At 42.5% G+C, this 24,057-nt stretch carries 20 protein-coding genes; 17 read left to right on the forward strand and 3 right to left on the reverse strand.

Annotated elements, in window-relative coordinates; all coding sequences use genetic code 11:
* Nucleotides 1–63 precede the first annotated feature (63 nt).
* The gene (locus INP83_RS12545; protein ID WP_219124432.1) at nt 64–1,680 is read left to right on the forward strand and encodes a hypothetical protein; all 1,617 of its coding nucleotides are present in this window, start codon (nt 64–66) and stop codon (nt 1,678–1,680) included.
* A 158-nt stretch (nt 1,681–1,838) separates the two neighbouring features.
* Nucleotides 1,839–2,186 (forward strand): phosphoribosylpyrophosphate synthetase, encoded by a 348-nt coding sequence (locus INP83_RS12550; RefSeq protein WP_146271890.1) that lies wholly within the window; start codon nt 1,839–1,841, stop codon nt 2,184–2,186.
* 81 nt (nt 2,187–2,267) lie between these two features.
* Here the strand turns inward: INP83_RS12550 and INP83_RS12555 are convergent, their stop codons facing one another.
* Entirely contained in the window at nt 2,268–2,825 is a 558-nt protein-coding gene (locus INP83_RS12555) for a hypothetical protein (RefSeq protein WP_219124434.1), read from the reverse strand.
* A gap of 65 nt (nt 2,826–2,890) precedes the next feature.
* Between INP83_RS12555 and INP83_RS12560 the strand changes: the two genes are divergently transcribed.
* The 5 genes from INP83_RS12560 (at nt 2,891) to INP83_RS12580 (ending at nt 8,219) form a co-directional block, all read left to right on the forward strand.
* A complete protein-coding gene (locus tag INP83_RS12560) occupies nt 2,891–3,196 on the forward strand; it encodes a DUF3175 domain-containing protein (protein WP_255563142.1) in 306 nt (101 codons plus the stop codon).
* Between the two features lie 81 nt (nt 3,197–3,277).
* Entirely contained in the window at nt 3,278–4,558 is a 1,281-nt protein-coding gene (locus tag INP83_RS12565) for a pitrilysin family protein (protein ID WP_219124436.1), read from the forward strand.
* A gap of 40 nt (nt 4,559–4,598) precedes the next feature.
* Entirely contained in the window at nt 4,599–5,882 is a 1,284-nt protein-coding gene (locus INP83_RS12570; RefSeq protein ID WP_219124438.1) for a pitrilysin family protein, read from the forward strand.
* Nucleotides 5,883–6,050: 168 nt separating this feature from the next.
* Nucleotides 6,051–7,523: an IMP dehydrogenase gene (gene guaB, locus INP83_RS12575; protein WP_146271900.1), complete on the forward strand. Its 1,473-nt coding sequence runs from the start codon at nt 6,051–6,053 to the stop codon at nt 7,521–7,523.
* A gap of 111 nt (nt 7,524–7,634) precedes the next feature.
* Nucleotides 7,635–8,219: a TIGR00730 family Rossman fold protein gene (locus INP83_RS12580; RefSeq protein ID WP_146271902.1), complete on the forward strand. Its 585-nt coding sequence runs from the start codon at nt 7,635–7,637 to the stop codon at nt 8,217–8,219.
* Nucleotides 8,220–8,281: 62 nt separating this feature from the next.
* Here the strand turns inward: INP83_RS12580 and INP83_RS12585 are convergent, their stop codons facing one another.
* Nucleotides 8,282–8,884, reverse strand: a complete 603-nt coding sequence (locus INP83_RS12585; protein WP_219124440.1) for a hypothetical protein — start codon at nt 8,882–8,884, stop codon at nt 8,282–8,284.
* 98 nt (nt 8,885–8,982) lie between these two features.
* On the opposite strand from INP83_RS12585, the gene INP83_RS12590 reads away from it, so the two are divergent.
* The 10 genes from INP83_RS12590 (at nt 8,983) to INP83_RS12635 (ending at nt 23,443) form a co-directional block, all read left to right on the forward strand.
* Nucleotides 8,983–10,158 (forward strand): dipeptidase, encoded by a 1,176-nt coding sequence (locus tag INP83_RS12590; RefSeq protein WP_146271906.1) that lies wholly within the window; start codon nt 8,983–8,985, stop codon nt 10,156–10,158.
* A 102-nt stretch (nt 10,159–10,260) separates the two neighbouring features.
* Nucleotides 10,261–11,217, forward strand: coding sequence for a thioredoxin-disulfide reductase (gene trxB, locus INP83_RS12595; protein ID WP_219124442.1), 957 nt, complete (start codon nt 10,261–10,263; stop codon nt 11,215–11,217).
* A gap of 258 nt (nt 11,218–11,475) precedes the next feature.
* Nucleotides 11,476–13,791 (forward strand): family 20 glycosylhydrolase, encoded by a 2,316-nt coding sequence (locus INP83_RS12600; RefSeq protein WP_146271910.1) that lies wholly within the window; start codon nt 11,476–11,478, stop codon nt 13,789–13,791.
* A gap of 11 nt (nt 13,792–13,802) precedes the next feature.
* Complete coding sequence (locus INP83_RS12605; RefSeq protein ID WP_146271912.1) at nt 13,803–14,540, forward strand: hypothetical protein; 738 nt, start codon at nt 13,803–13,805, stop codon at nt 14,538–14,540.
* 170 nt (nt 14,541–14,710) lie between these two features.
* Nucleotides 14,711–16,768, forward strand: coding sequence for a BatA domain-containing protein (locus tag INP83_RS12610; RefSeq protein WP_219124444.1), 2,058 nt, complete (start codon nt 14,711–14,713; stop codon nt 16,766–16,768).
* A 21-nt stretch (nt 16,769–16,789) separates the two neighbouring features.
* On the forward strand, nt 16,790–18,046 hold the full coding sequence (locus INP83_RS12615) for a dihydroorotase family protein (RefSeq protein WP_219124446.1): 1,257 nt from the start codon (nt 16,790–16,792) through the stop codon (nt 18,044–18,046).
* A gap of 12 nt (nt 18,047–18,058) precedes the next feature.
* Entirely contained in the window at nt 18,059–18,730 is a 672-nt protein-coding gene (locus INP83_RS12620; protein WP_219124448.1) for a hypothetical protein, read from the forward strand.
* An 11-nt stretch (nt 18,731–18,741) separates the two neighbouring features.
* Nucleotides 18,742–19,335: a DUF4199 domain-containing protein gene (locus INP83_RS12625; protein WP_219124450.1), complete on the forward strand. Its 594-nt coding sequence runs from the start codon at nt 18,742–18,744 to the stop codon at nt 19,333–19,335.
* A gap of 259 nt (nt 19,336–19,594) precedes the next feature.
* Nucleotides 19,595–22,009 (forward strand): polysaccharide biosynthesis tyrosine autokinase, encoded by a 2,415-nt coding sequence (locus INP83_RS12630; RefSeq protein WP_219124452.1) that lies wholly within the window; start codon nt 19,595–19,597, stop codon nt 22,007–22,009.
* 24 nt (nt 22,010–22,033) lie between these two features.
* Nucleotides 22,034–23,443 (forward strand): exosortase Y-associated Wzy-like protein, encoded by a 1,410-nt coding sequence (locus INP83_RS12635; protein WP_219124454.1) that lies wholly within the window; start codon nt 22,034–22,036, stop codon nt 23,441–23,443.
* Between the two features lie 42 nt (nt 23,444–23,485).
* Here the strand turns inward: INP83_RS12635 and INP83_RS12640 are convergent, their stop codons facing one another.
* Nucleotides 23,486–23,836, reverse strand: a complete 351-nt coding sequence (locus INP83_RS12640; protein ID WP_255563143.1) for a nuclear transport factor 2 family protein — start codon at nt 23,834–23,836, stop codon at nt 23,486–23,488.
* Between the last annotated feature and the right edge of the window lie 221 nt (nt 23,837–24,057).

Genomic DNA, 24,057 nt, shown 5'->3' on the forward strand with positions numbered 1-24,057 from the left:
TTTATGCAACTTAAGCAGGAGCTTTAAACGTATAATTAAACATTTACTAATTAAACTCCTTTTATGAAACATTTCGACAAAATTACAATTAATGCGCTGGCATTAATGACCGCCGGCTTTATGGCCGCGGGATGCCAAAAAGCTACTGAGCAGGCAGGTATTAAAGCTGCAACAACACAAGAAGCCGCAGCCCGAACTTTGAAGGTTGAAGCTGTATCACTTACCCAGGGATTCGAGGTTGGTTCTACCAGCCCTAAAACAGCTTATGACGTATCGCCCACAGGTTCTTCATCAGGCGATAATGTAACGCTATCGGGTAATACCTGGAATTTATATGACGCATTGATAGGTAACCTTTCAGCCGATCAACGAAATGGCTCATGGTCTGCCCGTATCCGTAACACGGGTAAGATCACCATGCTTTATGATGTTACCACCGGTATCAGCAGTGTAACCGTAAAAAGTGCTACTTACAGCGGTGATGCAGCCAGTACATGGGGCTTGTTCTACTCAACCAATGGCGGCAGTTCATGGACACAGGCGGGCTCTGCGGTAACCACAACTTCAACGCTGCAAACGCAAACTTTCACTTTTTCAGTGAGCGGCACCGCACGTATTGAAATACGTAAATTAAGTGGCGGCAGCAGCCGCATCAATATTGATGATATAACCATTAATGATAATGGCAGCACAGGTGGCGGCGGTGGTACAGTTATCACCGGTAAGAAATTCCTGTTTGATGCCAGCCATTTGGAAAATGCAGGCAGTGCAGACTGGCAGATAGATGCCGATGGTACTGAAAATGTTGCCTCATACACCGGCGGCACAACCGTTGAGTTAAAAGCACAGCGTTATCCAACGCCTTCATACACAGGTATTACCTCATCAACGTCAGAAACTTACTGGACTGGTGGTATGTCTGCATGGGCAGTAGAACTGGTAAAAAAAGGCGAACTGGTAGAAACACTTCCGGTAGGTACAGCAATAACCTACGGTAATTCGTCAAATCCACAGGATCTAAGCAATTACGATGTTTACGTGGTTGTTGAGCCTAATCGTTTATTTAGTGCGTCTGAAAAAACAGCCATTATGAATTTCGTATCAAATGGCGGTGGCTTGGTCATGGTAGCAGACCATACCGCTGCTACAACTGCCGGTACCGATGCTAACGGCTACAATCCATCAGACCGCGATGGAGATGGCTATGATTCTCCACGTGTTTGGAACGACCTGATGACCAATAACGGCATTAACAATAACAACCCATTTGGCTTCACTGTGAACTATGTTGACATCAGCGAAAAACCATCAAGCAACGTTTACACGGGTACCAATGCTAACGCAGCGAAAGTATTAAACGGTGCTGCGGGTACTGCTTCAAAGCTGGCCTTTTACAACGGTTCTACAGCAACGCTTACACCATCTAACAATGCCAATGTGCAAGGCCTCTTCTGGAGAACAAGTTCAACAAATGGTGGTAACACAGGTGTAATGGCTTTGCTGTCAACATACGGTAGCGGTCGTATATTCTTTATCGGCGATAGCTCACCATCTGATGATGGTACCGGCGATCCTAACGATAATTTATTTAACGGCTGGTCTGGCGATTCACCTTCGGGTTTCACTTCGCATCCGGCGTTGCATCTAAACGCTTCGCTATGGGCTGCAAAGGCACAATAAAATACACAAGTTTCTGAAGTGTAGCAGGGTAGCGCAATACACCCTGCTATTTTATTTGATCAATAATCTTGTTACGATAAATAACACTGCCGGCTGAAACAACCATGATGTTTTTTGAGTTAATAATATTACATCATTATCACATAAACGCTACTATCATGAAAAATTTCGAAACATTAGTGGATGCCACTAACGACCTTACTAAAAGAGGTTATACGCAAAATTTAAGCCTTGAAGGCGATACTATCGACGACAAGTCTCAAGATATACACATGACCGCCGACGATTTTGAGATAGATGAGTTCTATCGTTTTGAAGGCCAAAGCAACCCGGACGATATGTCTATTGTTTACGGCATCAGTTCCGCTAAATACGGCATCAAAGGTATCCTGGTTAATGCTTATGGTACCTACGCTAACGATAGTTCATCGGCCATAGCAGCCAAGCTGCACCACCAACAGGTGAGTACTAACCTGCATGGTTCAGACAGACCGTCGAATAACTAAAGTTTTTTTAAGTCAAAATTCAAAAGTAAAAAGTCAAAATTTAGGCTTCATAAATTGCGAAGCGTTTTAAATTTTGACTTTTTACTTTTGAATTAAAGCTAAAAGCTTTTTTCCTCTCGCCTGAATTGCTGCCGTCCCGTCGCGCATTAAAAATTGCAGTTGGTTAGCTAATTCCTCTTTTATCCAATCATATCGTATACGTAGATTAAACAAAACATCCGCGGCAGTAGCTTTAACCGCCACTTTCACATTGGGATTTATTAACCAGTCGAAGCATTTTTCTACCACCGGTTCTAAATTTATGGCTTCCAATTGCTCGCGTATGTTAACAGGAGCGATATCACGGGTAAGCAACATCAGCACTCGTGCAAAGTGTCTTTCGCAACTTGGGTTTGTAACATCTGGCACTCGCGACATAATGTAGCCAATATTGGCAGCATACTTTTCCGGCTGTAAGTGAAAAACGCTATCCAGCAGCCAACATGCCCTAAAGCCTATCTGCTGATTATGATGGAAGGTAACATCAACCAATTGGTTGATGTCGAAATTCTCCTCCATAACCTTATTAGAAAGATTTTCTATGAATTTCGCTCCGCGAATATTGGAAAGTTCTTTAATAAGTGACTCTTTGGTTAACATCTAAATAACATTAACAAAAACTTTATTTACCCTATCAAACTTACTTAAATATAAACCAAAAAATTATGCCGGTTAAGGGTAAGCACAGGAGAAACACACACAGGTGGTCGGCAAAGGTTACCGCTACCAGTGATGCACTTGATCTGAAGGAGGATATCTTTAAAACCAAAGATCCTGAGAAGATCGCTGAATCATTAAAAGACTCTGCTGAGGAGAGCCATAAGCGAAAAGCTTCACCTTTTCAGAGTGCCATGTCAATGCTTAACTTTTATATTAACCGAGCGGGTAAAAACCTTACCAAATCGCAGAAGCGCCCGCTGGAGCAGGCGAAAAATAAATTGCGTAAATTATACGGTAGGCCCAATAAGTAATAACTCAACTGAAAAACTTACATAGTATGTATAGTACCGCTTACTAAAAATTATACATTTGCTAACCACTATTTAATATACATGGTTAAATTCAATCGCTTTACACTTGATAATGGCCTGCGCGTTATTGTCCATGAAGATCATACAACCCCAATGGCGGTGCTTAACATCCTATATGATGTAGGTGCCCGCGACGAAGATGCTGAACGCACCGGTTTCGCCCACTTATTTGAGCATTTGATGTTCGGCGGATCTGTAAATATTCCAAATTATGATGGTCCGTTGCAACGCGTAGGGGGCGAGAATAATGCCTTTACCAGCAACGATATTACCAACTATTATATCACCCTGCCATCAGCAAACATTGAAACCGCGTTTTGGCTGGAGAGCGACCGTATGCTTAGTCTTGCCTTTAGCGAAAAGAGTCTTGAGGTGCAGCGCAACGTGGTGATAGAAGAGTTTAAGCAACGTTACCTTAACCAGCCTTACGGCGATGTTTGGTTAAAACTTCGCCCGCTGGTTTATAAAACACATGCTTATCGTTGGGCAACTATCGGGCAAACCATTAAACACATTGAGGATGCCAGGATAGAAGATGTAAAGGCATTCTTTAAAAAGCATTACAATCCGCAGAATGCTATAATGGTTGTAGGTGGAGATGTAACTACTGAGCAGGTAAAAGAATTGGCCGACAAATGGTTTGGTAATATCCCTGCAGGTGAAAAGTACGTACGTAACCTGCCTCAGGAACCTGCACAGCACGAAGCCCGCCGCGAAACTACAACCGGCAAAGTGCCGCTTAATGATATTTACATTGCCTTCCAGATGTGTAGCCGGGCAGATGCCGCTTATTATCCGGCAGAATTGATCTCGGACATTCTTTCCCGCGGAAATTCGTCGCGCTTATACAAAAGCTTGATAAAAGAGAAACAATTATTCAGCGAGGTGCATGCTTACATTACGGGCAGTATTGATAAAGGCATGTTTGTGTTACAAGGCAAGCCGCTACAAGGTGTAAGTATGGAGGATGCGGAAGCCGCGCTTTGGGCCGAACTGGAAAAGATAAAGACGGAAGATGTGCCATTGGATGAGTTGACCAAGGTGCAGAACAAAACCGAATCTACCATGGTGTTCTCAGAAATGTCTTTATTGGATAAGGCCATGAACCTGGCTTATTACGAGTTGTTAGGCGATGCCAACGAATTTAACTACGAAACCGCTAAGTTTTTAGCTGTAACGCCATCGCAGATAAAAGAACAGGCGTTAAATATCTTCCGTAAGGAAAACTCATCAACGCTGATCTACCTTGCAGAACAGGGGAACAGCGTAAACGAACCCGAACTATCCGAAGCCGAAAATTGATCTTAAGAGCGGCCCGTAAAGGCTGCATAAATGTTACTAAATGACTGGACTTGACAGAATAACACCGCCACAATTTAATGGCGTTGAAAATATAAACCTTATTCACCCGGAGCGTAAAGAACTTGATAACGGCGCCAAAATGTTCATCTTCAATTCAGGAGAGCAGGAACTGGTACGTATCGAGTTTATTTTCAGCAATCTGCGTTTTGATCCAGCTAAGCCGCTTTTGAATGTGGCTGTGAACACCATGCTTAATGATGGCACCACTACCATGACTGCTGCACAAATTGCCGATAAGATAGACTTTTACGGCGCGTTCCTGCAGTTTGATTATGGTTCTGATAGTTCACAGGTTACGCTTTACACCCTTACCAAACATCTTAATGCCACATTACCAGTGGTTAAAGAAGTAATAACCGATTCAATTTTCCCGGAAAAGGAATTGGCTACTTACAAACGTAACCAGCAACAAAAATTACAGGTAAGCTTGCAGAAGAATGATTTTGTTGCCCGCCGCTTATTCAACCAGGCTATTTTTGGAAATACCATTTACGGTATTGCTGCACAGGCAGAGGATTTTCAGTCACTCAACAGGGAGGATATGCTGCAACATTTTAAGCAGATGTATCAGCCAGGTAATTGCACCATCATTATAGCCGGGAAGGCAGGTGCGGAGGTAATTGCCGCCGTAACCAATACCTTTGAGGACGACTGGAATAATCAAACATCAAAAGGCGACACCACGCAGCCCGAAGTAAAATCGGCAAGTGAGCATTTTATCTACAAAGAAAAAGCTGACGCTTTGCAATCTGCCATACGGGTAGGTACACCTTTTGTAAAAAGGTCTCACCCTGATTTTGCAGGGTTACAAGTATTGAATACAGTTTTAGGGGGATATTTTGGATCACGGTTGATGAGCAATATCCGAGAGGATAAGGGCTACACTTACGGTATCGGATCTGGGATGGCATCGTTTAAAAATGCCGGTTCATTCTTCATTGCCTCCGAGGTTGGGGCAGATGTTTGCAAAGCTGCGCTGACAGAAGTAGAGAAGGAGATCAATCTTTTAAAAACAGAGTTGATCCCGGACGAAGAACTTTCGCTTGTCCGCAACTTTATGCTGGGTTCGTTATTAGGCAGCCTGGAAAACGTAATGTCACATGCAGATAAGTTCAAGAACATTTATTTTTCCGGCCTGGATTACGATTACTATGACCGCTACGCTGAAACTGTAAAGAATATAACCGCCGACGAGTTAAAAGCTTTGGCTAACAAGTATTACGATTTTGAAAACTTCTATAAAGTTGTGGTAGGCAAATATTAGGGGCTACGCAGATTTCAGATGTGCAGGTGTGCAATTGAATGTCATAAACGTTTAATTTTCCACCAACAATCTGCACATTTGAAATCTGCATATCAAATGTATTTGCATATCTGCACATCTGAACGTATCTTTGCCCGGCAAATAATAACTCCAATATAATTATTTGCTATGCAGTTAGACCCATCTAAATTTGTCGCCGAAGGATTAACTTACGACGACGTCTTGTTACTCCCCGCATACTCTGAAGTTTTACCACGCGAAGTTGACACGAGTTCTTTTTTAACTAAAAAGATCCGCTTAAATATCCCAATTATTTCAGCTGCGATGGATACGGTTACCGAGGCTGGTTTGGCTATTGCCATTGCGCAGGCGGGCGGTATAGGCATGCTGCATAAAAACATGACCATAGAAGCACAAGCTGATGAGGTACGCAAGGTAAAGCGTTCTGAAAGCGGGATGATACAGGAACCTGTAACACTATCAGAAGAGGCCTTATTGTCTGATGCAGTGAATATCATGCGCGAGTACGGCATAGGTGGTATCCCGGTCGTTTCAGCAGATAGTAAACTAAAAGGTATCATTACTAACCGCGATCTTCGTTTCCAGAAAGACCTTACCGTACCTGTGAGCCAGGTAATGACCAAAAATAATTTGATCATAGCTCCGGAAGGTACAACTCTTGAGGATGCAGCTGCTATTCTGCAGGATAATAAGATTGAAAAACTGCCAGTTGTTAATAAAGACGGTAAGCTGGTTGGTTTAATTACTTATAAGGACATCCAAAAAGTTAAAATATTCCCTAACGCTTGTAAGGACGAGTTTGGTCGTTTGCGTGTTGGCGCCGCCGTTGGTGTTGCTGCCGATAACATTGACCGTGTTACTGCCCTTGTAAAAGCAGGTGTTGATGTAATTACCGTAGATACAGCTCATGGCCATTCAAAAGGAGTTATTGATATGGTTAAGGCGGTTAAAAAACTTTATCCTGATCTGCAGGTCATAGCAGGTAACATAGCAACCGGCGATGCAGCCAAAGCCCTTGCCGAAGCTGGAGCCGATGCCGTTAAGGTAGGTATTGGTCCCGGTTCTATCTGTACTACCCGCATTATTGCAGGTGTAGGCGTACCACAATTATACGCCGTTTATGAATGTGCTAAAGCCCTTGAAGGTACCGGCATCCCGGTTATTGCTGATGGTGGAATCAAACAAACCGGTGATATGGTTAAAGCCATAGCTGCGGGTGCAAGTACCATTATGGCAGGTTCGTTGTTTGCAGGTGTTGAAGAATCGCCGGGTGAAACCATTATTTACGAAGGCCGTAAATTTAAATCGTACCGGGGTATGGGTTCTATCGAGGCAATGGCCAAAGGTTCAAAAGACCGTTATTTCCAGGACGAGACTGATGTGGTCACCAAACTGGTACCGGAGGGTATTGTAGGTAGGGTGCCGTTCAAAGGCAACATGGCCGAGGTTGTTTATCAATACATTGGTGGCCTGCGTGCAGGTATGCACTATTGCGGCGCTGCAACTATCGAGGATCTGCAAAAAGCCCGTTTTGTTCGTATCACTGCTGCCGGCATGCGCGAAAGCCATCCGCACGATATCACGATAACTAAAGAAGCACCGAATTATACCTCAAGATAAGGTATTAGAGGTTGGAGATTAGAGATTAGATTTGTGAAATTCTAAACTCTGATCTCCAAATTCTAAATACAAAAGCCCTAATCTCCGATCAACTAATCTCTAATCAACTAAATGCATAGCATTACTATTTTCTGCGGTGCCAATTACAACGGCGATCCTCAACTTAAGCAAGCTATAGAAACCCTGGCTGACGTTTTTGTAGCAAAGAACATCAAATTGGTTTATGGTGGCGGCAAAGTAGGGGTAATGGGCTTAATTGCTGATGCGATGCTTAGCAGAGGTGGTGAAGTGATTGGTGTTATCCCGCAGTTTTTGATGGATAAGGAAGTCGGGCATATGGGAATCACAGAACTGCATGTGGTTGATAATATGCATCAGCGAAAGCAGATGATGAATGATCTTTGCGACGGCATCATCATGCTGCCGGGAGGTTTTGGTACGCTCGAAGAATTTTTTGAAGTGCTTACCTGGCTGCAGCTGGGCTTACACAACAACCCGGTAGGGGTGCTTAACATTAGCGGTTTCTACGACAATCTGCTGAAGCAAATGGATGTGATGGTTGAGCAGCGGTTTTTGAAACCGGCCAACCGCAAACTGGTACTTACGTCTGCCGACCCTGTAGAACTGGTAAGCCTTATGGAAAATATCGAACTCAAACCCGATGAGGTTTGGTTTAAAGATAAAGATCTGACGTAGATGAACTTTGGATTACTGAATTATAGATGATTCGATAATTCAGTAATTAAATAACTCAACAATTAAATACTTGCTGGTCTAACATACATTCTTATTCTATGAGTGGGGCTGATGGTTACAATGCCGCTGGTTATTTCTTTGTTAGATAATACGATATACATCTCTACCTCAGTTCCGTTTTTGGTAAAAACATCTTTCCTTTTAAACTTTCCTGCTTCAATTAACGAGGTGTCATCAAGTGAGCCTGTGGTTTGTGGCTTGCCATAAGTGTCGCCCACTTGCTTAAGCAGCTCTTTGTATTTGGTAATGTAGTTATTGAGCACAGATATAGGCTGCGTAGTTGAATGATGATCGGATGTGAAATTGCTGTCATCCCACTCATACATTACGTTATTGATGGTCGAATCTTTCGCGTTAGGGAAATAGTAAACCCATAAATTAGGCACCGTAGCTTCCTGGCGCTCAAACACTACAGGATCTGCAATACCCGGCGGGTTCATATAAGTAGATGATGGCGTAACAAGTTTACTGTTAGATGCTATTTCGCGGTTGCGTATCTCGCTTATATGTTTGTCTTTAAAATCGAAAATAAGTTGTGCAACTGCAGTTTCGCAGCAAATAGCTATAAATAAAAGTATGGCAACAGCCTTTCTTAAATACTTCATAATAAAATAGGTACAGAGCGAAATTGGAGCCGCCCTAATTGGTTATTGCTAAAGTAAGTAAATTAGCCGAATTAACTGCCAATTGTTTAACTTACACTATGAAATACTACCTTTTGGTTGTGATATTGTTTTCACAGATCAGCGTTTTCGCACAAAATTCAAATCAGTTACATCAAAAAGCAAATCTTATTGATACCCATAATGATGCTATATCAAATGAACTGATAACAGGAGTTGATCTGGGCAAACTGCAGCCCAACGGCAACTTTGACCTGGTTCGTGCTAAGCGTGGCGGCTTAAGGGGTCAGGTATTCTCTATATGGTGCGGCGACCAGTACGGCAACGGTACAGCTTTTAGGTTTGCTAACAGGGAGATAGATTCGCTCGACGCTTTAATTAAACGCTATCCCGCCAAGATAAAACTGGTGCGCACAGCTGCTGATCTGCAACAGACCGTACGGCAAGGTAAGCTTGCAGCGATGATAGGCGTGGAGGGTGGTCACATGATAGAAGACAGGCTGGATTATATCGATAGCCTTGCAAAGCGTGGCATGATCTATCTGACCCTTACCTGGAATAACAGCACCTCATGGGCTACATCTGCCCGGGATGAAGTGTTGCACGGCGACACTTTGAAACATAAGGGACTTACCGATTTTGGCAAGCAGGTAGTGAAAAAGCTGAACAAGCTTGGCGTAATGATAGACCTTTCTCATCCTGGTGAGCAAACATTTAATGATGTAATGTCCCTTACAACAAAACCCGTTATTGCATCGCATAGCTGCGCTTACGCACTGGCTCCCCATCGTCGTAATTTAAAGGACTACCAATTAAAGGCAATAGCCAAAAATGGTGGTGTTGTCTTTATCAATTTTTATAGCGGCTTTTTAGATAGCACTTACGATGCCAGGCACGAGCTTTACCTGGCAAAGCATAAACCGCAACTGGATTCGCTTATAAAAATTTATAACGATTATGACCTTGCCAGCATTCGCTTAAATGCTATCAATAAAGCAGAGGCCGATCAGCTTAGGCCGCCTTTGAGCCTGCTTATTAAACACATCGATTACATGGTGAAGTTAATCGGTGCGGACCATGTTGGCATAGGATCTGATTTTGATGGTGCAGAGTCTTATCCGTTAGGGTTAGACAGTGTTACCGATTACCCGAAGCTTACTGCAGAGTTGATCAAACTTGGTTATAGCAAACAGGATGTAGATCAGATATTAGGAGGTAATTTCATTAGGGTACTAAAAGCAAATAAGGGTAGCTAAAGCATTATCAACAACCACCGTTTAACGTTAATAAGTTTTACGGCGTACTGACTGTGCTTTTTTTAGTTTTTGTTAACTTCGCATCTCAATACAAAGAAATAAATGTCACAAGATACTGAACACGTAAAATGTTTGATCATTGGCTCGGGCCCTGCTGGGTACACTGCAGCTATTTATGCATCGCGCGCCGATCTTAAGCCGGTAATGTATACCGGTATGCTGGCTGGCGGGCAGCTTACCCAAACCACCGAGGTAGAAAACTTCCCGGGCTATCCCGATGGCGTTTTAGGCCCGGAGATGATGGAAGATTTCCGTAAGCAGGCTGAGCGCTTGGGTACTGACATCCGCTTCGGGTACGTTAGCGCTGTTGATTTTTCATCTTTACCACACAAGGTTACTGTTGATGAAAGCAAAACCATTTTAGCTGATACGGTTATTATTTCTACCGGTGCATCTGCAAAATGGTTGGGTTTGGAGTCTGAGCAAAAATACAGTGGCTTTGGTGTTTCGGCTTGCGCGGTGTGCGATGGTTTTTTCTTTAAAGGGCAGGACGTAGCCATAGTTGGCGCGGGAGACACTGCGGCAGAGGAAGCTACTTACCTGGCTAAAATGTGCCGCAAGGTTTACATGATCGTTCGTCGCGAAGAGTTTCGTGCATCAAAAGCGATGGTTCACCGCGTGTTGAATACGCCGAATATAGAAGTACTTTACAATACCGAGACCATTGAGATAATGGGAGACGGAACCGCAGTAAACGCAGTTAAAGTTTGCAATAACCAAACACAGCAAGAAACCATTTTGGATGTTACCGGCTTTTTTGTGGCTATCGGTCATAAACCTAATACAGATATTTTCCGCGGAACTATCAATATGGATGAGACCGGTTACATCATAACCCGTCCCGGCTCAACAGAAACAAATATTGAGGGCGTATTTTGCTGTGGCGATGCACAGGATCATATCTATCGCCAGGCAGTAACTGCCGCAGGTACAGGTTGTATGGCCGCCATTGATGCAGAGCGTTACCTGGCTGCTAAAGAGCATGTTGTAACGGCGTAGTTAGTGATTAGAGATTGGTGATCAGAGATTAGGTTGGAAAAAAAATCTAAATACTAATCTCTAAATCCTAAATAGGCAGGGAATTAACCACTAAACACCAAACTCTGATTTCTCTTCCTAAAAAACTTTAAAAAGGCTGGTTCTTAATAACGAACCGGCTTTTTTGTTTCTATTCAGGTAATTTTTGTGTGATATTGACGCATTATTTTCAAATAATGTTAAATTCACAGCTCATTTATTCACCTGAAGTAATACATCATGCATAAAAAGCTAACTGCTTTATTGTTCTCCTGCCTCTTGATATCGTCTGTTAAAGTTAACGCCCAGGATACCGATCCTTATGCGGGTATCATCCCGGCACCGGTATCTGTCAAAAAAGCTCCTGGTGAGTTTGTTCTTAGTCAGGAAACTATGATACAGGCAGATACTCCTGACAATAAAGCAGTTCAGTTTTTTTCAAAATACATGGCCGATAACATGGCCTACAACAAGCAGGCGGCCGCGCGAAACGCACGTGTAAGCACTACAAGTATTGTTTTTACTGCGGCAGGTACAGAGAATTTGCCCGCTGAAGGTTACCGCTTAACCATTACACCAAACCAGGTTACTGTTGCAGGTAAAGGTGCAGGCCTTTTTTATGGTGTGCAAACGCTTATTCAATTGATGCCGCTTGAACATGGCGGAACTGCCAAACTACCTGCTGTAACCATTGAAGATTATCCCCGTTTTGGCTACCGTGGAATGATGTTAGATGTGTGCCGCCACTTTTTTAATGTGGAGTTTGTGAAGCGTTACATCGATCTGATGGCGGCTTATAAACTCAATCGTTTCCACTGGCATTTAACAGACGACCAGGGATGGCGTATCGAGATCAAAAAATATCCGAGGCTAACATCAGTAGGAAGCTTTAGGAAAGAAAGCGTGATAGGTAATTACAAAGACCGCCAGCCGCTGCAGTATGATGGCGTGCCGGTATCAGGTTATTATACGCAGGATCAGATCCGTGATGTGGTAAAATATGCAGCCGACCGTTATATTACAGTGGTGCCTGAGATTGAAATGCCCGGCCATGCCCTGGCAGCGCTTGCCGCTTACCCGGAACTAAGCTGTAACCCAAATTTGAAATATGAGGTGAGTGGTAAATGGGGCGTGTTTAATAATATCTTTTGTCCGTCAGAAAAAACGTTTGGCTTTTTACAGGATGTGTTGACCGAGGTGATGGAACTGTTCCCGAGCAAATATATCCACATTGGTGGCGACGAAGCACCGAAAGAAGTTTGGAAGCAATCTAAATTTTGCCAGGACCTTATCAAACGCCTCAACCTGAAAAACGAACATGGTCTGCAAAGCTACTTTGTGCAGCGTATGGAAAAGTTTGTAAACAGTAAAGGCCGCAGCATCATTGGTTGGGACGAGATATTGGAAGGCGGCTTAGCGCCTAACGCAACCGTAATGAGTTGGAGAGGCGAGGAGGGTGGTATTGAGGCTGCCAAACAAAACCACGATGTGATCATGACGCCGAGCAGTCAGGGTTTATATTTCGACCATACTCAGGGTAAACTTAACCAGGAGCCGGTTGGCATTGGTGGCAACGCACCTATTCAGAAAACTTATGCTTATAACCCGACGCCGGCAGCACTAACGCCTGACCAGCAAAAGTATATCAAAGGCGTGCAAGCCAACTTATGGACGGAGTATATTACAACCGAAAATAAGGTGGAATATATGGTGCTGCCGCGCATGTTGGCACTGTCTGAAGTTGCCTGGAGCCCGTTGGCTAATAAAAACTTTAAGGACTTCTACGAAACCCGCCTGCCCGATCATTTGGCATGGTTCGACAAGAATGGCTATAACTTCCGTGTACCACCGGCCATCGGCGCGGCTGATACGGTAATGATAGCGCCAACTATGACTGTGAATCTTAAATCGCCGGTTAAGGGTGCCAAAATTTATTACACCATTGACGGTTACACACCCCGCGAAACGGAATTACTTTACACCGGCCCGATAACATATCAGGTGCCGTTGAACGAATATCGCGATCTGAAAACTATTGTGGTAACTCCGGCTGGCCGCCGTAGCAGCATTACTGCCGCCAAGGTATTTAACAAGCGCCCGCTTCCACCTGTTGCTTACAACGGCAATACGCCTGGTATGAAATATCAGGTATCTGAAGGTACTTATATCAATACCACCCAGATAAACCCGGCGGCTGTAATTGATACCGGTGTAGCAAAAAGCTTTAGCACCGCACTAAGTGCCTTCAAAAAATCGTTTGACAAGTATGGCGTAATATTTACCGGTTACCTGCGAACAGATGTTGATGGCGTTTACAGTTTTTCAACAGCATCATCAAACGGTTCGATATTGATGGTAGATGAGATACCTATTGTTGATAATGATGGTCGCACAGGTTTAATTGAGCAGCAGGGTGCTATTCCGTTGCAGAGAGGTTACCACAAAATCACTATTAAGTATGTGGATGCCAATACATCGGGCAGTGGCTTACGTGTTTACATGACCATACCCGGTAAGCCTAAAGGTGAAATTTCGCCGGATATGATGTATAATTAATAGCCGAAATAATGTTAAAAGGTAGATACTCACTTGTAGTTGCTGCTTTGGCGTTACTTGCCGCATGCAGTAGTAATGATAAAAAGCCGGTTAAGGCCAGCGCACCTCCCAAGCCCGCTTTGATGGCGCCCTTCAGGTATCATAAGGCAATAGAGGTATCGCCGGGGCAAACTTATGATGTGGTAAGCTGGGGCCGGGGCTCAACCGATGCCGGTGCGTTTGCTATACTCCATTCAGATTCTGCAGCTATCAAATACACAACCACCACCGGCGACCTCGACGGCAGCATTACCGACGTTTTTAACGCCGATATGGACAACGACGGCAATCCCGAGATATTGATACAGGCTAAAGCAAAAGATACGGTAAGCTACGCACGCATCTACGCTTTTGAATTTAATAACAGCGGTGCCAATAAGTTAGATTTTCCTAAGCTCACCAACTCGCAGCGTAGGGGCTATCGCGGAGGTGATAATTTCTATATCAAGGAAGGTAAGCTGATCCGAGAGTTTCCTATTTATAGTAGTAACGATTCTTTAGCCAAAACTACAGGCGCAACCCGCCAGTTAGAATATAGCCTGCGCAGCAATAGCTTTTCGGTTAAACAGTTAAGTAAAGACTCGACAGATGTTGTGCCAACTGCTGTTCAACAAACAAAAAAATCAGATCAGACTTCAAAGCAATCGGTATCAAGATCGAGCAAGAAAAAACGTTCTGAAAGCCGCAGGGGGAGAAGAAGGCGTAATTAAGAGCTTAAATGCTTAGCGGCAGGAGATTCCTTGCTAACAGAGATCAAAATTGCTCAAGCGTGAACGACACTCAATGGTAAGCACATAATAAGAGCTAATTGAAGCTTAAGTAAACCCTTGCCCATATCAAATTATTAGCACCTCTGCCTATTAATTTGCACATTTGCTTAATGCGCTTTTTGTATCCTGCCTTTTTATTTGCATTGCTGTCGCTGGTTATACCGGTAGCAATCCATTTATTCAATTTTAGGCGGTACAAAAAGGTGTACTTTAGTAATGTACAGTTTTTAAAAGAAGTGCAGCTGCAACAGGCCAGCAGGCGTAACCTGCGTGAGCGGCTGATCTTAGCATCACGTTTATTGGCATTGCTTTTCCTCGTTTTTGCTTTTGCAAGGCCATACTTTCCGGGAAGGGATGCAGCCCTGGTGGGTAAACAGCAAGCCATCAGCATATTTGTAGACAATAGCTACAGTATGCAGGCAATCAATAGAGAAGGCTCGCTGCTCGATCAAGCCAAGCAACGCGCCAAACAGATAGCGGCGGCCTATTCTATCAATGATAGGTTCCAGATAATCACCCAGGATTTTGAAGGCAAGCACCAGCGACTGCTCAGTCGCAGCGAGTTTAATGATGCTGCTGATGCTGTAAAGCCAAGCGCTCAAAGCCGCACATTTGCGCAGGTGGTAGCAAAGCAGCAAGGCCTCTTAAATCTTTACGGTAGTGACGCAAAAAGAATCTTTATTGTCTCTGATTTTCAGAAGAATATGGCCGAAGCAGATAAACAGATCACTTCAAATATCCCTGTTGATCTGGTAGAGCTTAAGCCGACATCAATGCCCAACGTTGCGGTTGATACCGCCTGGTTGCTCAGCGCGACCCATCGCCCCGGTGAGGGTGAAAAAATGGTTGTAAGGCTCCATAACTATGCTGATAAGGCTGCCGAAAAAGTTCCGTTGAAACTCACTGTAAACGGTATACAAAAAGCCATTGGCAGTTTTACCATCAAGGCACGATCGTCGCAAACAGACACACTTTCGTTTTCAGGTTTACAGAAAGGCTGGCAACGCGGTGAGATAGAGTTGCAGGATAACCCCATCACCTTTGATAACCAATTTTACTTTTCATTCAAGGTGAGTGATGAGTTGCGGATATTGTTGATAAACGGCGGTATGCCAAATAAATACCTAACCGCAGTTTTTGGGAGTGACAGTTTTTTTAAACTAACCCAGGTAGGGGATGGCAATGTCGATTACGCACAGCTCAGTAGTTATCCTTTGGTTGTGCTCAGCGATATAAAGTCAATATCTGCCGGTTTGGTTCAGCAATTGCAAAACTACGTGCGTAAAGGCGGCTCACTGATTGTTTTTCCGTCTGCAGATGCCGATATAAATAGCTACCGGTCGCTTTTGCAACCTATTGGTGCCAGCTATACCGATAAATTGGTAAATGAGCCTACCAAGGTCGTAAGTATCGATCTGCAAAGTGCAGTTTTCAAAAGCATCTTTGAAGCCTTGCCTCAAAACCCAGACCTGCCAAAGGTTAGCAAATACTATCAATTAGTAGCTGGTGCGAAGCGAGCTGAACATTTGATGAAATTACAAACAGGAACTGACCTCTTAGCGCAAACAACCGTTAGCAAGGGCAAGGTAACTGTTGCTGCTGTTCCACTAAGCGAAGATTTTAGCAGCTTGCCTGTACATGCGCTGTTTGTGCCGGTAATGCTGCATGCTGCCTTGCTAAGCGGCCATGATATGCCACTTTTTTACACCATTGGCAGCAATGAGGTCATGGAGACCGTTCCTTTACAATCAACAGAAAAATCGCTACTTAGGCTGGTAAAAGGTAGGGATATCATTATCCCGGATGTGCGCCAGCAAGAGGGAAGCACTATATTATTTGCGCCATCAGAACTGCTTTCGCCTGGCATTTTCGAGTTAAGGAAGCAGGATAGCCTTGCCGCTGTACTGGCGTTCAACGATAACAGGAGCGAATCTGACTTGAGTTATTTTTCGCCGCAGGAACTTGAACAAATGTTTCCGGCAAAGACGGAACTGCTTAACGGCAATAAACTCAATGCAAATAATATCGGCAGTGCTGCAAATTCGGGGCTGCAATTATGGAAACTTTGTATAATTTTGGCGCTGATATTTTTAGCTATTGAGATATTACTGGTACGATACTTTAAAGTATCAAAAAGCCAAATCGCGGAGCTGGAAAATATTAACTAACCTCACCATAAAACAGCGATAATGAATTTACTCATTAAATCCGCCACTGTTGTTGATCCCGCTTCGCCTTTTCATAACCAGGTTACCGATATTTTGATCAGAAACGGGAAAATTGAAAAGATAGGTTCATCGCTTAGTGATGATAACGCCGAGGTTTTTGAAGCTGCAAACGGCTATGTTTCTCCGGGTTTTTTTGATCTGAATTGTAACGTGGGTGAATTGGGATTAGAAACCAAAGAAGATCTGCAAACCGGTACAGCCGCAGCCGCTGCCGGAGGATTTACAGGTTTGGCGTTGATGCCTAACACTCAGCCCCCCGTACATTCAAAGGCCGAAGTCGAGTACCTGCTTAACCGCGCAAAGGGTAAGCTGGTGGATATTTATCCTTTGGGTACAATATCGCACAAACGGGAAGGTAAGGATATGGCCGAGATGTATGATATGTTCCAGAGCGGCGCCAAGGCCTTTACAGATGGTAATCGCCCTGTGCAGGATGCCGGTTTAATGGAGCGTGCAATGTTATACGTACAAAATTTTGGTGCTAAAGTAATCTCTTATCCCGAGGATACCTCTATCGCGGGTAAGGCAAAAGTTAATGAAGGTGTGGTAAGCACCATGTTAGGTATGAAGGGTATACCCGCACTTGCGGAGGAATTGATGATTGCCCGCGACCTATACCTTGCGGAAGATACTGGTTCTGCGATCCATTTTACTACCATATCTACTGCACATGCCGTAGACCTGATACGCCAGGCCAAACAAAAGGGTGTTAATGTTACCTGCGATGTTGCGGTGCATAACCTTGTTTTAACCGACGAGGCTTTAATGGGCTTTGATAGCCAGTATAAAGTTAAACCACCGTTGCGTACGCAGGCAGACGTAAATGCACTTATTGCCGGCCTGAAAGATGGCACCATTGATGCCGTTGTAACCCAGCATACCCCGCACGAGATAGAATTTAAAGATGTTGAGTTTGAAGTAGCCGAATTTGGCGTTATTGCTTTGCAAACAGCTTTGCCTTTGCTTTTAAAAGCCGGTTTGAGTGCAGGACTTATCGCAGAAAAACTTGCCGTAAACCCGCGCCAAATATTAAATGTTGATGCGGCCACTGTAACAGAGGGTGCCAATGCCAATCTAACCGTTTTTAACGTTGATACAGAGTGGGAGTACAGCCGCGCGTCAAATCTGTCTAAAAGTTTTAACTCACCATTTTTAGGTCAGAACTTAAAGGGTAAAGTGTTGTTAAGCATTAACAACAATCAAATAGCAAAATTTTAAAACCTCCAACAAATGACCGATCAAAAAGTGAGCAATGCCATAAACGCTGCATTGCAGGCATTTACCAAGTATAGCGATACCAATGCAGTTGCATTAAAACCTGATTTTGAAGCTGTTTTTTCTCCTGATGCAGACTTTATGACCAAGGTTGACCTGCTTGACAATCTATTCAACGATAACCCGCAGGTAGAAGAACTCAGGGAAGTGTTCTTTGATCTGCTGATGATCAACTTCTTTAGTGAAGATGTTAAAAAGCTTGAGGACGATTATCTGGAGACCCCGGAATGGGAGGACATTGAAGAGCAAACCCTTGACAGGGGCACGGAACTACTTAACCTGTTACTGTACTTGAACGAATGCTCAGACGAAGGCCTTGAGCCGGAATTGGAAGATTACCTGAAAGAGTTTTTATTGGTTGATGAAGACGAGTTTCAGGATGAGCACCGTATTTATGAACCGGTAATAGCACACCAGATATTGGTTGAAAGCCCGGTAAGCGAAGTGAACAAGATAGCTGCCACTGTTCCTGATGATTCTGAAGTAAAAGAATTGTTTTACCCGATGATAACCTTCTTTCAAAATCCTGAACCAAACGAGGAGGAAAAACAAGAGATAGCTGACAATGCCGTTAACCAGCCGTTTGATATGGCAGTTTTAGAAATATTGGTTAGCTTTAATAATTAAACCCTAACTAAATGGAGCTGGATTTAAACCAAAAAATAAAGAGAAACGCCGTGCCCTTTGGGCTAACCTTGGGAGTTATATCTACTGTATTAGGTATACTTTCATTTTATGTGTTGTTAGCTTTACGAGAGCAAATGCTATTGATGATAACTATTCCTTTTATTTTTGGCATTCTTATTCCGTTGATATTGCTTATAATATTTGTTTCAAAGCTACGGGCAAAAATTGGAGGCTTCTGGAATTACAGGCAAGCTGTAACCGGAATATTTATCATGGTTATAATTTCGTTTGGCATTCAGTATCTTTTGAAAGATATCTTATTCGCAACTATTATTGAGCCTCAAATGGTAGAAAAAACGCAAATTGCAATGACTGCAGCTGTTACAGCCACTTTGGAAAAAAGCGGTGCGAAACAGGAAGAGATCGATAAAAAGATTGACGACATGCAAAAGAACTTTGAATTGCAGAAAGAGAATACTATCGGCAAACGTATTCAGAGTATTGTAATAAGTATCATACTTTTATTTGCTGTCTCATTAATCTTTGCAGCTTTCTTTAAGAAGGAGGGTCATAGCTATGATCCCGGTTTGGATCCAACAGTTTAACAGCATAATGACTTTGAAAAGCCGCTTATTAAGCGGCTTTTTTGCTGTTAAGAAAAGTTGCGATTCAGATTATTACTTAAGTACAGCGCTAATTCAATCTTTGCTGGTTTAACTACGTCGCAACTGTTTTGATTGATTTTGAAGTAAAGAGAAAAATTAGAAGTCACATAGTCATCTCTATTGATAAAGAATAATAGAAACGCCGTTTTTTCGCTCTGTTTGCATTAATCTTGTTATTTTAGATGCTCTTGATCAATAAATGGAAAATCATTCTACAGAGATAAAGCGGTCTATAAGCCAAACCATAGATTTCTACAAAATTTATAGGGTATTTTTAAGCCGCTGGTATTGGATATTGTTTTGTGTAATGTTTGCTGTCGGCATTGCAAAGTTGCGCCTTTTGTATACAAAACCTATTTATATGAGCTCCGGCTCGTTAAAATTACAAGATGCTGCACAAGGCGTTAACACAAGCGCCGCATCTCCATCGCAAACATTTAGTTATACGGATAAGATACAGGCCGAGAGTTATACAATACGGTCAAACCAGGTTATCCTGGATGCCATATCTAAACTGAATTATAAAATTTCTTACTACATAGTTGGGCGTATTAACCTTACCGAACTCTATCCGAATATCCCTTTTAAAATTGAGATCATTCGTCAGGATTCTTCTAACTTTAGTAGGGAACAATACCAGGTTGAGGATGTAGACGGCTCATCGTTTACCTTAAGTAACCCTAATAATTTAAAGAAGGACGGCAAAAAATATCGCTATGGAGAAGTGTTATCTATGGGGAATATGGAGTTTAAGATAGTAACTCCGATACCTGATAGAGGAACGTACCGTTTTAATTTTAATGCTAAAGAAGATTTTGTTGGCCGCATTTTAGGTGGTTTAAATGTTAGTGAGGCGGCAAAGTTTACAAACGTAATGAGTTTATCTCAAACAGATGGCAATGCAACTTTTGCAGCTGATCTGCTGAATGAGATAATGAAATCATACATAAAGTATGATCTGATACAGCGAAGGATGTCTGCCAATCAAACTGCCGAGTTCATCGATAACCAAATGGCGTTTATTGACCAGGCTACCAGCAAATCCGGTAATAGTTTAGCCAGTTACAAATCAAGCAACAATATTACTGATATCAATAGTGCATCAGCTGATGTGGTTGCGAAGCTATCTGATTATGAAAAGCAAAAGGCGGTGCTTAAGCTCCAATTGCTTGGTATAGAGAGACTTGCTCAACAGTTGGTTTCCAATTATAATAAGGCTGATATCAACCTTGATCTTGAAGGAGATTTTGACCCTATGCTAACCGGCCTAATAACGCAGTTAAATAAGTTATTCGCCAACCGGGAAGACATGTCAGCACAGTACAACGGTAATTCTGCGCCGATGAAATCTTTGGATAATCAGATCACAAAGATCAAAGATGCGATCAAGAATAATGTTTTCTCGCTAAAGAACAGGAAGGTCGCCGAGTTGGAATATATTGATAAACAAATAGCTACTATTAATGAAAGCATTAAACGAATACCCAAAAAGGAGCAGCAATTTGTTAAACTGAATGCAAATTTTGAGGTAAACAATAAGGTACGGTCGTTTTTATCGGAAAAGAAATTAGAGGCCGAGATGAACGCTGCAGCTGTTGTACCAAGTGCGTCAATTGTAAACCCTGCTTACGTTAACAACTTTTCCATAGCGGCAGATTCTGGCAGGACCTACACTTACGCTATTTTATTGGGCTTAGGAGCTGGTATCGGCTTAATATTATTGGTGAGGTTTTTAAATCCGTACATCTATGATAAAGAGACTGTTGAAGCGCTAACCCAAACACCGATCATTGGGGTGATAAGAGAGTTTCCATCCTATATCGATAAAAGTAATACCCAAGCGCTTTCTCTGGCAAAACCCAAGTCCGTATTTGCCGAATCGGTGAGATCTGTACGTACAAATCTCAGCTTTATGGCAAGTCATAAGCAAAGTAAAATTATTTGCATTACATCTGAGATATCAGGTGAGGGAAAGTCGTTTGTAACTATAAACCTGGCAAGTACCTTGGCGTTGATTGATAAAAAGATATTATTGATAGCGGGAGATTTAAGACGCTCAAGGCTGCATCACGCTTTTGGAATAGAAAATAAAAAGGGCTTAAGTACTTATTTGTCTGACCAAAACACACTTGAAGAAATTACCGTTCATGATAAGACGCATAAGATAGATTTTATTCCTTCGGGGCCTGTTCCCCCCAATCCATCGGAATTACTGCACACCAAGAAGATGAAAGATCTGCTCGTTCAGCTTACAGCATCTTATGATTACATATTGGTAGATACGGCACCGGTTGGGCTCGTTTCTGACGCCATACCGCTTATCAGAGAATCAGACATTAATCTTTTCATTATCAGATCGGGTACATCGCAACTCAGGGCTGCCAACATCCCGGAAAGACTATCGAGAGAGTACGGTTTAAGCAACATGGCAATTATTCTCAATGCTTTTGGTAACGACGCTTTGCATTCCAATTATTATACAACAGATTACAGCAAAGGCAGCGGCAACGAAACATACTATTATTCTGACTACTCGGGTTACGCGTCATCAGGATATTATGATGAAGATCCAAAAAAATGGTGGCAATTCTGGAAAAGCGGCAAAAATGACTGATCATATTAATTGGAGTTTAAGATCATGATCAAAAACAGTCCGTTTCGTTATCTCGTCTTATATGTTCCGTATATTATATCGTTTCTATTCAGATCAGATGCACATGTATCGTATTTGATTGCCTGGCTGGGTTCTTTTTTAATTTTCTTTATCTCGTACAACGGATTTCTAAAACCGTTACCAACAGATATGCCGCCATTGCAGCAATTGACGCGGCCCATTTTTTTAATGCAGATAATATTTGCAGGGTACATGAGTTGTACATCTATTTTTTATTACGTTAGTTTATTGGGTTACAAGTACTTTGACTACATCGGTAAAGACTTCGGGATAGATGGATCGGTTTATGATACCATTGCCCAATGCCAGCGTTACTATGTATTAGGGCATGCGGCACTGGTGCACGGTATTTTTATGGCTGTTAAATATCCGGTGGAGAAACGGTATACAGCCTATGCGCCATCAATCAGCAATTTGCTATTGGGTATGGCGGTTATCTCTCTTCCCTTAGGTTTGTTTTTTGCAAAAGTTAATTTTTTAAGTCAATTCAGCGTTCAGTTCACAGGGTTAAGTTTTGTTGCAGGTACGGTTGGTTTGGCGTTCTCTATTCGCGAAAAGAAAAAAGGTAATTACTATTTCGCACTTGCTTTATTTATCATCAACCTTATAAGCACCTTATCATCTGGTTTTAAAGAACCGGTGATCATTAGCGTGTTACTGCTTGGCATTTATCTTTTACCGATTTTTGGTAAAAAGATAATTCCAATTTTTACGGTTTTGTTATTAGCACTTTTTTTTATACTTCCAACGTTTATAGGGAATTTCAGGAAAATGGCAGGCAGTGGGGTCGACTTGGTAACTGCGCGCGACGAAAGTATAAATGCCGTACTCCAAAGCGGGCGCGAAGGCTTGCTGGAAGATAATTGGGCTTTTTTAACAGATAGAATATCTGAAATTAAAATGTTTACCCAATACGTTAGCAACACGCCATACTTTACACCATTTTATAAATTCAAAATAACTACAGATGCTGCGAAAATGGTGATCCCCAGGTTTTTGTGGCCCGATAAACCAAATGTAGAAACCCTGGTGATGGACCGTGTATACCGTGCACAGGTAACAAGCGTTAACTCTGCTGTATCTGCTAAACCGGCCTACATAGTTGACTGTTATCTTTCTTATGGAGCTATAGGTGTTTGGATCGGCTTGTTCCTTTACGGCTTTACGGCCCAGAAAATATCTCAAAAGGCCGAACAATTATTTGGCGGATACTTTCTGGGTTCTGCAGTAATTTTTGCAGGACTGTTTCAGATATTCTGGAGAGGTAACTGCCTTGAGTTTATGTTCAATAGCGTTTTCTGGAGTTATGTGACTATGTTGATCATCTTTAGATTTTTCCGTGCCCGAAATATTTTAGAGATAGGTACGCATTAAGTTGAAGGGATTTTTGATTGCTATTCGTTAAAAAAGCCTTCGTTATAATTTACGATCTTCTTTCCGGATAGGCACATCATTTATACTGGCGTATCGTTTTTGCATAAGGCCATTTTGGTCAAATTCCCAGTTCTCGTTGCCGTAAGCACGAAACCAATTACCTTCATTATTTTGATACTCGTATTCAAAACGTACCGCGATCCTGTTATCTGTATAAGCCCAAAGTTCTTTCTTTAGTTTATACTGATGCTCATTTTCCCACTTTGTGGTCAAGAATTTTACGATTGCTTCCCGGCCGTTTAAAAAGATTGACCTGTTGCGCCACTCGCTATCTAATGTATAAGCTTTAGATACCTTTTCAGGGTCCTGCGTATTCCAGGCATCTTCTGCCATTTGCACTTTTTATACTGCCGTTTCATAGGTAAAAGGCGGCAGTGGGAATTTTTGTTCCATGGTTGTTAATGATTAATGTTATTCCATCAAAGGTAATGCAGCACTTTATTAACCTATGGCATTTTTTACGGTGTTTGCGGTGTGTTTCATAGAATTTGATATCAGAGCTTGTTGATAGCACAGCAAGGTTGGAAGCTTGCCAATCGAAAATGACGTAAATC

Origin of the sequence: Mucilaginibacter sp. 21P, assembly GCF_019331605.1 — a bacterium.
In the GTDB taxonomy this organism is placed as follows: Bacteria; Bacteroidota; Bacteroidia; order Sphingobacteriales; family Sphingobacteriaceae; genus Mucilaginibacter; species Mucilaginibacter achroorhodeus.